This window comes from Azospirillum sp. A23, assembly GCF_042938965.1.
GTDB classification, from domain to species: Bacteria; Pseudomonadota; Alphaproteobacteria; order Azospirillales; family Azospirillaceae; genus Azospirillum; species Azospirillum melinis.
Window position 1 is genome coordinate 236145 of record NZ_CP170664.1, and the last position, 11377, is coordinate 247521.

The window sequence follows — 11377 nt, forward strand, 5'->3', positions numbered from 1 at the left end:
TGCGCCGGCGGCGGGCGGGATCAGGCCGCCTGCCCGGCGCGCAGCGTGCCGAGCAGACTATGCAGCGAAGCGGCTTCCTCGGCCAGCGTGTTCGCCGTTTCGGTCAGCGAGGCGGCGATGTCGCCGGTGCGGGCGGCCTGGGCGCTGACGCCGTCGATCAGGCTCGCCACCTCGCCGGTGTTGCCGGCGATCACGCCGACGCGGTTGCGGATGTCGGTGGAGGAGTCGGTCTGGCGCGCCACCGCGCCGCCGATCAGCTCCTGTACCTCGCTGATGCGCTCGACCGAGCCGGAGATGCGGGCGAAGGTGCCGACGGTGTTCTGGATGCTGCCGTTGATGGCGCTGACCGAGCTGGCGATCTGCACGGTGGCGTTCGCCGTCTCCTCAGCCAGCTTCTTCACCTCCGCCGCCACCACGGCGAAGCCGCGGCCCGCCACGCCGGCCGCCGCCGCCTCGATGGTGGCGTTCAGTGCCAAAAGCTTGGTCTGGTGGGCGATGCCGGTGATGACGTCGACGATGCGGCGGATCTGCTCGGTGTTCTCGCCCAGCTGGCCGACCACCTCGCGGGCGGCGGTCAGCTCGCCCAGCGTGGCGCCGACAACGCCGGCCGCCTCGCTCGTCAGGCTGGAGACGGTGCCGATGGTGTCCATCAACGTGCCGGCGCTGTCGTTGCAGGTGTTGGCGTTGCGGTTGCTCTCGGCGACGAAGCTGCCGGCGCTGACCGTGCTGTCGATGGTGCCGGACGATTCGCGGCGCAGCGCGTCGGCCAGCTCGCGCAGCTGGCCCGACTGGGTGGCGACGCCCGACGCCACCTGATGCACATCCTCCATCAGCTGGCGGGCCAGCGCGGCGGAGCGCATCTGCTCGGTCACGTCGGTCCAGGACAGCGTCTTGCCCAGCACGTTGCCCTGGTCGTCGAAGACGGTGTCGACATGGGCCTCCACCGTCGTCTCGTCCACGGTCAGGGTGCGGCGCGGGATCGGCGGGCGGGCGGGGTCGGTGCAGGCGGCGGTGAAGTCCGGCCCCTGGGCCAGCAGGTCGGGGCCGGCCGGATCGATGCCGTGCGCCTCGCAGAAGGTCCGGGCGGCGGGATTGACGAACCCTACCTGACCGTCGGTGCGCAGGAGGGCGGTGGGCACCGGGCTGCTGTCGACCATCCGCTTCATCAGCAGCACCTGCTCGACGCTGCCGCGCAGGCGGCGCAGGGCGGCGGCCATCACCGCCAGCTCGTCGCGGCCGGTGCGGGGAACCTCGATGGACAGGTCGCCGGCGGCGATCTGCTCCATGGCGCGGGCGAACTTGCGCAGGTTGGCGATGACGGCGACGCGCAGAAGCAGGGCGGCGGCGATGGCGACGGCCAGCGCGAATGCGGCGACCATCTTGAGGGCGTCGTTGCGCAGGGCCTCCGTCGCGCCGACGAATTCCGACACGTCGCGCGAGATCTCCGCCGTCGCCCAGGGCAAACCGCCGTCGCCGCCGAGCGACACGGTGGTGGTGGAGAGCTGTGCATGGGCCGACGGCTCGCCGCCCTTGGCCTCGAACAGCATCCCGCCCTTGGCGTCGGTGATGCGGATGTCGGCGTCCAGCACCGCGCCCAGGTTGGACAGGGCGGGCAGGGGATCGGTCACCACCTCCAAAAAGCCGAGGACGCGGAAGCCGCCGATGGGGACGATCATGCTGAACAGCGGCCGGCCCTGGCCGTCGCGCCACAGCAGGCTGGCCGGACGGCGCTTGTCGGCGATGTCGCGGGTCTTCAGCGCCTCGAACAGCGGGGCGACGGTGGCGACGCTGTCCTGCTCCCCGCCGGTGGCGGCGATGCGCGCCATGTCGGCGTCGAACACGGCGACCGAGACCAGCCGCACCTCGCGGTCGACCACCACGGGCCGCGCGTTGATGTTCTTCAGCGCCAGCATCGTCTTGGCCGGGTCCTTCTGGTTGATGCTGTCGACCAGGAAGGCGTCGCGGCTCCATTCGTTGGCATGGCCCTGGAGCCAGTCCGTGTAGTTTTTGCGGATGCGGTCGTTGGCAAGCACCCGCAGGGTGGCCGCCGCGCTGCTGTTGAAGGTGGTCAGCGCGAAGTCGGTGTAACGCTGCGACACCCAGGCCTGGCTGGCGATCAGCACCGCCACCAGCACGCCCACCACCGACACCATGGCGCGGCGCAGGGTCCAGAAGCGGTGGCGCGCACCGCCATCGTCCAGGGTGCTGCCCGCATTCGTCGAGATCGCCGTCATGCCCAAACCCCCGCCGCCAGTGAACGGTTTCAACGGATTGCTACACGCATATCGTCGCAGGGCCCTTTGAACGGTTTAGCGTTCATTTGTGAACAGTTCGTGTCTTTTCGTTTGCATTTGAGGCAAGTGGCGATGACGGAGCCAAGGAAACAGGCTGGTTTTTCGAGGGGCGGGCGGGATATGACTTTCCCAGGGAGGAATTTCGCAAGATGAAAAGCAACCGGATGTGGTGAATTGACTTCGGAAGAGGCCGGTTGCCTGCGTCGATGCATAAAAAATGGGCCACGGAAGCGTGCGAAAAATTTTCGCGATTTCCGTGGCCCAGGTTGCCGAGCGCGTGGCCGCCGCGAGACTGAGGCGACGGGGGAGTTTGCTCGGGGTTGGCAGAGAGATGCTCTAACCCCCCTCTCCCCCCGGGGAGAGGGTCGGGGTGAGGGGGTGGCATAGGGTGGATTCGGTGGCGAATGGGGAGTGTGCGACCCTTGAAAATTCTCGCCGCGCGACCCCCTCACCCTAACCCTCTCCCCGGGGGCGAGAGGGGATCCTGCCCGGTTCGAAGAACTCCTTACCCATCCTGCGTGACGTCGCCGGCGAACAGGTAGCCCGTGCCGTGGACGGTGACGATCAGCCTCGGGTCCGCCGGATCGGTCTCGATCAGGCGGCGCAGGCGGCGGACCAGGCTGTCGATGGTGCGGTCGGTGGCGTCCGTCTTGCGCCGCGTCGTCGCCGTCAGCAGATAGTCGCGGTTCATCACCCGGCCGGGGTTGCAGACGAAGGTCGACAGCAGCTCGAACTCCGCCCCGGTCAGCCGCACCGGGTTGCCCTGCGGGTCGGTCAGGCGCATGCGGTCCAGCCACAGCGTCCAGCCGGAAAAGCAGCGCCGGCGGTCGTCGCGCTGGTCGCCCGGCGCCTTCAGCCGGCGCAGCAGGTTCCGCACCCTGGCCAGGATCTCGCGCGGCTCGAAGGGCTTCGCGATGTAGTCGTCGGCCCCCATCTCCAGCCCGATGATGCGGTCCAGCTTCTCCGCCCGGCTGCTGACCAGGATGATGCCGATCTCCGACACCGCGCGCAGCTCGCGGGTCAGGGTCAGCCCATCCTGGCGCGGCAGCCGGATGTCGAGCAGCACCACGTCCACCGACGCCGCCGCCAGCAGATCCTTCAGCTCTTCCGCGCTTCGGGCCAGCAGGACGTCGAAGCCCTCATCCGTCAGATAGGACTTCAGCGTCTCGCGCGTCACCGCGTCGTCGTCGGTGATGGCAATGGTCGCCGCCATGACCCTCTTGTCCGCCTCTCAGCGCGTTCTCTGCCTCAATGTTCCAGGATCTGGCCCAGGAACTGGCGGGTGCGCTCGCTTTTCGGGTTTTCGAAGAATTCGGCCGGCGACCCGCTCTCGATGATCGAGCCTTCGGCCATGAAGACAATAGAGTCGGCGACCTGCCGGGCGAAGCCCATTTCGTGGGTGACGCAGACCATGGTCATGCCTTCGCCGGCCAGCTCGGTCATGACGTCCAGCACCTCCTTGACCATTTCGGGGTCGAGCGCCGAGGTCGGCTCGTCGAACAGCATGATCTCGGGCCGCATGCACAGCGCACGGGCGATGGCGACGCGCTGCTGCTGGCCGCCGGACAGCTGGCCGGGGAACTTGTGCGCCTGGTCGGGGATGCGCACCCGCTTCAGGTACATCATGGCGATTTCCTCGATCTCGGACTTCGCCATGCCGCGGACCCAGATCGGGGCCAGCGTCAGGTTCTGGAGCACCGTCAGGTGCGGGAACAGGTTGAAGTTCTGGAACACCATGCCGACCTTGCGGCGGATCTTCTCCACCGCCTTGACGTCGTCGGTCAGCTCGATGCCGTCGACGATGATGTGGCCGGTCTGGTGCGCTTCGAGCCGGTTGATGCAGCGGATCATCGTCGACTTGCCCGAGCCGGAGGGGCCGCAGACGACGACCTTCTCGCCCTTGCCGATGCTGATGCTGACGTCGCGCAGCGCGTGGTAGCTGTTGTACCACTTGCCGACCTTGCGGAGTTCGATGATGGCGTTCTCGGTCATTGCTCGGTCTCCAGAGCCGGTCAGCGGCGGTTGTAGCGGTTGGCCAGACGCTCCAGCCACTGGCTGTAGCGCGACATGCTGAAGCAGAAGATCCAGAACATCAGCCCGGCGAAGACATAGACCTCGGCGAAGTAGGGGCGCCATTCGGGGTCGGTCGTCGCCACGGTGGCGGCGGTCAGCAGGTCGTACAAGCCGACGATGGTGACCAGCGAGGTGTCCTTGAAGGCGCTGATGAACTGGTTGACGATGGGCGGGATGACGATGCGCAGCGCCTGCGGCAGGACGATCAGCATCGTCTTCTGCCAGTAGCTGAGGCCAAGCGCGTCGGCGGCCTCGTACTGGCCCCTGGGGATCGCCTGGAGGCCGCCGCGCACGGCCTCGGCCAGATAGGCGGCGGTGAAGAGCGTCATGCCGGCCAATGCGCGCAGCAGCTTGTCGACCGTGACGCCTTCCGGCAGGAACAGCGGGAACATCACCGACGCCATGAACAGCACGCTGACCAGCGGCACGCCGCGCATCGTCTCGATGAAGCCGACGCAGAAGGTGCGGATGGCGGGCAGCGAGGACTGGCGGCCCAGCGCCAGCAGGATCGACAGCGGGAAGGCGAGAGCGATGGAGAAGACCGACAGCATCAGCGTGATCGGCAGCCCGCCCCAGCGGTCGTTCGGCACATAGGTGAGGCCGGCGACGCCACCCCACATCAGCACGCCCATGCCGACCAGCGTCAGCGCCCAGGCGACGGCCAGCCAGGGCCGCCAGAAGGCGCGCACGCCGCTGGCCCCCAGCATCGCCACGAACAGGGCGCAGGCCAGGAAGGGGCGCCACTGCTCGTCATAGGGATATGTCCCGAAGAAGATCAGCCGGTGCTTGACCACGATCACCGACCAGCAGGCGCCGGCCGCCTCGCGGCAGGCCTCCGACGAACCGGACCAGCTGGCGTTCAGCAGCAGCCAGTTCGCCATCGGCGGCACCACCAACCACAGCAGGAACAGGCAGGCCAGCGTCAGCGCCGTGTTCAGCGGCGTGTTGAACAAATTGTCCTTGGCCCAGCCGAAGGGCTTCAGCGCCGTCATGCCGTTGGCCTGCGGCGGGGCGGAGGCCTGGCTCGGCTCCTCTTCATAAGAGGCGGCCCAGCGGGCGGGGGAGACGGGACCGGTGGGAATGGGGGCCTGATCGGCCGGGGAGTGCTTGCTCATCGGGTCACCAGAGCCACGCGGCGGTTGTACCAGTTCATGAAGCCGGAGATCGCAAGGCTGATGATGAGATAGACGAGCATCATCATCGCCACCGCCTCCACCACCTGACCGGTCTGGTTTGCCGAGGTGTTGGAGACGCTGACCAGATCTGGATAGCCGATGGCGACGGCCAGCGAGCTGTTCTTGGTCAGGTTCAGATACTGGCTGGTCAGCGGCGGCACGATGACGCGCAGCGCCTGCGGCAGGATGACGAGGCGCAGGATCTTGCCCGGCGACAGGCCCAGCGCCAGTGCGGCCTCGGTCTGGCCGTGCGGCACGGCGAGGATGCCGGAGCGCACGATCTCGGCGATGAAGCCGGCGGTGTAGACCGACAGGCCGATCAGCAGCGCGGTGAATTCCGGGGTGACCGACCCGCCGCCCTCGAAATTGAAGCCGGCCAATGCTGGCACGTCGAAGGCCAGCGGGGCGCCGGTGACGATGAAGGCCAGGGCCGGCGGCAGCAGCAGGGCGGCGATGACGGCCGGCAGGGTCGGGAAGGGCTTTCCGGTGGTCTCGCGCCGGCGGCGGCCGTAGCGGACGGCGGCGATGGCGGCGGCGATGCCGGCGACCAGCGCCAGCAGGATCCAGCCATGGCCGGCATGCTCCACCAGGACCGGGAACTTCATGCCGCGGTTGCTGAGGAAGATGCCCGGCAGCACCTCCAGCGCCTCGCGCGGACTGGGGAGCCGGTTCAGGATCGTGTACCAGACCACCAGCTGCAAAAGCAGCGGCACGTTGCGGACCGTCTCGACATACAAGGTGGCGAAGCGGTTCACCATCCAGTTGGACGACAGCCGCCCGATGCCGATCAGCACGCCCAGCACGCTCGCCAGCACGACGCCGGCGGCCGACACCGCCAGCGTGTTCAGCAGGCCGACGACCAGCGCCGTCAGGTAGGTGTCGGAGGCGGAATAGGGCAGCAGGCTCTCGCCGATCTCGAAGCCGGCCTCGCGGTGCAGGAAGCCGAAGCCGGTGGCGACGCCGCGGGTGGCGAGGTTGGTCAGGGTGTTGGAGACGAGATACCAGGCGACGGCGAGGGCGCAGGCCAGGAACAGAGCCTGATACAGCCACCCCCGCACGCGCGCGGAATTCAGCGCCTGGACCGGGTTTGTCATGGTGTTGCTCCGTGCGGGGGTGAAAGGCCCTCCCTTCCCCCCGGAAGGGGAAGGGAGGGAGGGCGCCCTTACTTCATCGGCGGGGCGTACATCAGGCCGCCTTCGGTGTAGAGGGCGTTCTGGCCGCGCGGCATCTTCAGCTTGGAGCCCGAGCCGACGTTGCGCTCATAGCTCTGGGCGTAGTTGCCGACCTGCTTGATGATGGCGTAGGCCCAGTTCTCCTCGACGCCGAGCGCCTTGCCGTTGCCGGCGGTGACGCCCAGCAGGCGCTTCACGTCCGGATCGGGCGAGGTCATGGCGGCGTCGACGGTCTCCGACGTCAGGCCCTTCTCCTCGGCCTGGACCATGGCGTAGAAGGCCCAGGTGACCAGGTTCATCCACTCCTCGTCGCCCTGGCGCACGGCCGGCGACAGCGGCTCCTTCGAGATCAGCTCGGGCAGGATGACGTAGTCGTTGGGGTTCTGCACCTCGGCGGCGCGGATGGCGGCCAGCTGGGAGGCGTCGGAGGTCAGGGCGTCGCAGCGGCCGGCGAAGAAGGCCTTGTTCAGCTCCTCGTTCTTCTCGATGACGACCGGCTTGAAGGTCATCTTGTTGGCGCGGAAGTAGTCCGACACGTTCTGCTCGGTCGTGGTGCCGGGCAGGACGCAGACGGTGGCGCCGTTCAGCTGCTTGGCGCTCTTCAGGCCGAGCTTGGCCGACACCATGAAGCCCTGGCCGTCGAAATAGTTGGTCGGCGCGAAGTTCAGGCCGTTGGCGGTGTCGCGGGTCAGGGTGCGGGTGGTGTTGCGGGCCAGCAGGTCGATCTCGCCGGACTGGAGCGCCGGCAGGCGCTGCTGCGCCGACAGCGGGGTGTACTTCACCTTTTCGGCATCGCCGAACATGGCGGCGGCGACGGCGCGGCACATGTCGACGTCGAGGCCCGACCACTTGCCCTTGTCGTCGGGCGAGGAGAAGCCGTACAGGCCCAGGTTGACGCCGCACTGGACGTAGCCCTTCTGCTTCACGCCGTCGAAGGTGGCGCCGGCCTGGGCGGTGCCGGAGAGGGCGATGGCGGAGACGGACAGGGTGGCCGCGATGGCAAGCGCGCTCAGACGGGTCTTCACGGGGCGGGGCTCCTTCAGCCTTGTGGTTCGTTGGGCGCCGGGGCAGGGGCTCCGGCCGCCGCATGGCGCCACAATCGCTCCGTGGATTGAACAAAGTGCCCGCCCGTCATGAACGGATGTGGCGAAGATGTGAACAGCTTTGGACAGATGGGCCGCGTGCACGGCGAAGGCGATGGCCGGGCTTCGCCCGCCGATGGTCACGGCTGCTGGCCGATATTTCACGTGCACGGGCTTCCCCATGCCCTTACAAGCGATGGGTGCCGGTCATATGTGTGCGCCGGGAGTTCTGGGGGTCGCTCTGGGAGTCATGGAGGCAATGGGGTCCGATCGGCCGGTCTGGCAGTGGGTCGCGCGCTTTTCGCTGCTGCGGCGCGGTCCGGTGCCGCGCTACGGCGCAGCGCTGCTGATCTTCGCCGCAGCCCTGCTGGTGCGACAGGCCGCCGACAGCACCCTGCCAACCGGCTTTCCCTACCTCACCTTCTTCCCGGCGGTGATCGTGACCACCTTCATGGCCGGTCGGGGGCCGGGGGTGGCGACCGCCGTGCTGTCCGGGCTGGCGGCCTGGTATTTCTTCATTCCGCCCTACCATTCCTTCGCTCTCGACGCGTCGGTCGGGGTGGCGCTGGCCTTCTATGCGGTGGTGGTCGCGGTGGACATCGCGCTGATCCACGGCATGCAGGTGACGCTGGCCCGGCTGCAGGAGGAGCGCGGCCGCACCGCCTCCCTGCTGGAGGCGCAGACCACCATGTTCCACGAGTTGCAGCACCGCGTCGCCAACAACATGCAGTTCGTTTCCGCCCTGCTGTCCCTGCAACGGCGGTCGATCGACCGGTCGCCGGACGCTGCGGTGGCGGCGCTGGAGGAGGCGGAGCGGCGGCTCGGCACCATGGCGCGGGTGCACCGGCGTCTGCACGATCCGCGGTCCGGCGACGATTTCGGCAGCCACATCGACGGGCTGTGCCGGGACATGCTGGCGGCGGCCGGCATGTCCGGCGTCACCTGCCGCGTGACCGTACAGGCGGCACCGCGGTCGCCCGAACGGCTGCTGGCGCTGGCCATGCTGATCGTGGAGGCGCTGACCAACTGCCTGAAGCACGCCTTCGCCGGCCGCGACGGTGGTGGTGGCGGCACCGTCATCATCGAACTGACCGAGCTGCCGGACCAGCCCGGCCAGCTGCGCCTGCTGGTGGTGGACGATGGAGTCGGCCTGCCGGACGGCTTCGACGTGCAGCGCCTGCCCAGCCTGGGCTGGAAGATCATCCAGAGCCTGGCTGCCCAGCTGTCCGGCCGGCTGAGCCATGGGCCCGCAAATGGCCCTGGCGGCGGCACCGGCACGCGGATCGAATTGCATTTTCCGGCCTGATGCGGCATCTGCACCGACTGAGATCGCGGCTTTTCCGTCGCCATCGGAAGAACTATCTGTGATCTTGCCGGTTGCTGCGGGGACCGGCAGGGGAAAGCGGGAGAGGGATTATGGCGACGCTGAAGGAATTCGAGGACGCATTGAAGGCGTCGGGCAACACGGCCGCGCTGGAGATCCTGGAGTCCCTGCGGGCGCGCGACCGCTCCCAGCGTTCCGTCCGGCCGGCGCGCCGCCTGACCGGGCGCAAGATGACTCCGGAGCTGGCGACCGAGATCCTGCACCTGCACGAGACCACCAACATGACCCAGCAGGAGATCGCCTTCCAGCTGGGGGTGAACCAGGGTCGGGTGAACGAGGTCATCAAGCGCCGCAAATGGCTGAGCGAGGACCCCGCCGCCCCGGAGGCGCAGGCCCGCGACCAGGCCAAGCAGCGCGCCAAGGAAGGCGTCGGCATCCCGCCGCGCCGGCCGTCCCGGAAGAAGAAGGCGAAGCCCGAGGCCGAGGCGGCCCCCGAGATGGCCCCCGGTTTGCCGCCTGAGGTGGTGGCGCCGGTGGAACCGCCGGCGCCGCCGGAGGCAGTGGCGGTGGAGCCGGAGGTTGTTGCGGCGCCTGAGCCCGTGCCGCCAGTGGCACCGGAGCCGGTCGCCGAACCGCCTGCCGCCGAACCGCCTGCTCCCGAACGGCCGATGCCGGTGGCAGCGCCGGAGTTGCCGCTGGAGCAGCCGGAAGCGGCGAAGGACAAGCCGAAGAAGGCGCGCAAGCGGGACAAGGCCGCGGAGATGCCGCTGTTCAAGGACCTGCTGTAACGCTCCGTGAAAGCCCTCTCTCGCCTGGGGAGAGGGCATAAGCCATGCCCGCCGGTCATTTCGCACCTGCGGAATTAACGGCCTGCGGCGGATTGCCTCAGCGGGGGGTAGGCAAATATCCTGACCCTGCCCCGGTTGCTTTCGATTCCCCTGCCGCCGGGCTTCGCATTCCTTGACCCAGCGCGACAGCGGAGAAACGACAATGGCGTCTGCCGGCCATCACGGCGACCTGCGTGCCGAGGCACAGCTGGCCTCGGCCCATCCCGGCCTGGTGCTGCTGGCGCTCGCCATGGGTGGCTTCGCCATCGGGACGACCGAATTCGCGACCATGAGCCTGCTGCCCTATTTCGCCCAGGGCTTGGGCATCGACGAGCCGACCGCCGGCCATGTCATCAGCGCCTATGCGCTGGGCGTTGTGGTGGGCGCGCCGGTGATTGCGGTGCTGGCGGCGCGGGTGGCGCGTCGGACCCTGCTGATCGGGCTGATGGCGGTCTTCGCCGCCGCCAACGTGGCCAGCGCCTTTTCCCCCTCCTATGGCTGGATGCTGGCCTTCCGCTTCATGAGCGGGCTGCCGCACGGCGCCTATTTCGGCGTCGCCGCCCTGGTCGCCGCCTCGCTGGTGCCGCCGCAGCGCCGGGCGCAGGCGGTGGCGCGGACCATGCTGGGGCTGACGGTGGCGACCGTCATCGGCGTGCCGATGGCGAACTGGATCGGGCAGGTGCTGGGCTGGCGCTGGGGCTTCGGCGTGGTCGGGCTGCTGGCCCTGCTGACCGTGGTGCTGGTCTGGATCTTCGCCCCCAAAGACCGGCCACACCCGAATGCCAGCCCGCTGCGCGAACTGGGCGCGCTGAAGCGCCGTCAGGTCTGGCTGACGCTCGGCATCGGCGCCATCGGCTTCGGCGGCATGTTCGCGGTCTACACCTACGTCGCCTCCACCCTGATGGAGGTGACGCAGGTGTCGCCGGCGATGGTGCCGGTCGTGCTGGCGGTGTTCGGGGCCGGCATGACCGTCGGCACGCTGGTCAGCGCCTGGGCCGCCGACCGCGCCCTGATGCCGACCGTCGCCTTCACCCTGCTGTGGAGCGCCGGGTCGCTGGCGCTCTATCCCTTCGCCGCCGGCAATGTGTGGCTGGTCTCCATCGTCGTCTTCATGATCGGCTGTGGCGGCGGTCTCGGCACGCCCTTGCAGACCCGGCTGATGGATGTGGCGGAGGATGCGCAGACGCTGGCCGCCGCGCTGAACCACAGCGCCTTCAACGCCGCCAACGCGCTCGGCCCCTGGCTGGGCGGCATGGCGATCGCCGCCGGCTGGGGCTGGACCTCCACCGGCTGGGTCGGTGCGGCGCTGGCGCTGGGCGGTCTGGCGGTGTGGGTGGTGGCGGTGCTGGACGACCGGGCGACGGCCAATCGGGCCGCCAGCCGCGCGTCTGAGTCCCGGCTGGCCGAGGCCTGCGCCGGGGACTGAAGAC

Annotated in this window: 9 protein-coding genes; 3 read left to right on the forward strand and 6 right to left on the reverse strand. The window is 68.8% G+C overall.

Annotated elements, in window-relative coordinates; all coding sequences use genetic code 11:
* Positions 1 to 20: 20 nt before the first annotated feature.
* The 6 genes from ABNQ40_RS06480 to ABNQ40_RS06505 form a co-directional block, all read right to left on the reverse strand.
* The gene (locus tag ABNQ40_RS06480) at positions 21 to 2234 is read right to left on the reverse strand and encodes a methyl-accepting chemotaxis protein (protein WP_109048587.1); all 2214 of its coding nucleotides are present in this window, start codon (positions 2232 to 2234) and stop codon (positions 21 to 23) included.
* 565 nt (positions 2235 to 2799) lie between these two features.
* Positions 2800 to 3507, reverse strand: coding sequence for a response regulator (locus tag ABNQ40_RS06485; RefSeq protein WP_098735879.1), 708 nt, complete (start codon positions 3505 to 3507; stop codon positions 2800 to 2802).
* Between the two features lie 35 nt (positions 3508 to 3542).
* Complete coding sequence (locus ABNQ40_RS06490; protein WP_109076463.1) at positions 3543 to 4286, reverse strand: amino acid ABC transporter ATP-binding protein; 744 nt, start codon at positions 4284 to 4286, stop codon at positions 3543 to 3545.
* A gap of 20 nt (positions 4287 to 4306) precedes the next feature.
* Positions 4307 to 5359 (reverse strand): amino acid ABC transporter permease, encoded by a 1053-nt coding sequence (locus tag ABNQ40_RS06495; protein ID WP_391346073.1) that lies wholly within the window; start codon positions 5357 to 5359, stop codon positions 4307 to 4309.
* 119 nt (positions 5360 to 5478) lie between these two features.
* Positions 5479 to 6636, reverse strand: a complete 1158-nt coding sequence (locus ABNQ40_RS06500) for an amino acid ABC transporter permease (RefSeq protein ID WP_109048533.1) — start codon at positions 6634 to 6636, stop codon at positions 5479 to 5481.
* A gap of 68 nt (positions 6637 to 6704) precedes the next feature.
* Complete coding sequence (locus ABNQ40_RS06505) at positions 6705 to 7739, reverse strand: amino acid ABC transporter substrate-binding protein (protein WP_109048534.1); 1035 nt, start codon at positions 7737 to 7739, stop codon at positions 6705 to 6707.
* 316 nt (positions 7740 to 8055) lie between these two features.
* Here ABNQ40_RS06505 and ABNQ40_RS06510 point away from each other — a divergent pair, with 316 nt between their 5' ends.
* The 3 genes from ABNQ40_RS06510 to ABNQ40_RS06520 all read left to right on the forward strand — a co-directional run bounded on the left by ABNQ40_RS06510 (position 8056) and on the right by ABNQ40_RS06520 (position 11373).
* A complete protein-coding gene (locus ABNQ40_RS06510) occupies positions 8056 to 9102 on the forward strand; it encodes a sensor histidine kinase (protein ID WP_109048535.1) in 1047 nt (348 codons plus the stop codon).
* A gap of 110 nt (positions 9103 to 9212) precedes the next feature.
* Positions 9213 to 9908 (forward strand): hypothetical protein, encoded by a 696-nt coding sequence (locus ABNQ40_RS06515; RefSeq protein WP_109048536.1) that lies wholly within the window; start codon positions 9213 to 9215, stop codon positions 9906 to 9908.
* 202 nt (positions 9909 to 10110) lie between these two features.
* Positions 10111 to 11373: an MFS transporter gene (locus ABNQ40_RS06520; RefSeq protein ID WP_109048537.1), complete on the forward strand. Its 1263-nt coding sequence runs from the start codon at positions 10111 to 10113 to the stop codon at positions 11371 to 11373.
* Positions 11374 to 11377: the final 4 nt, after the last annotated feature.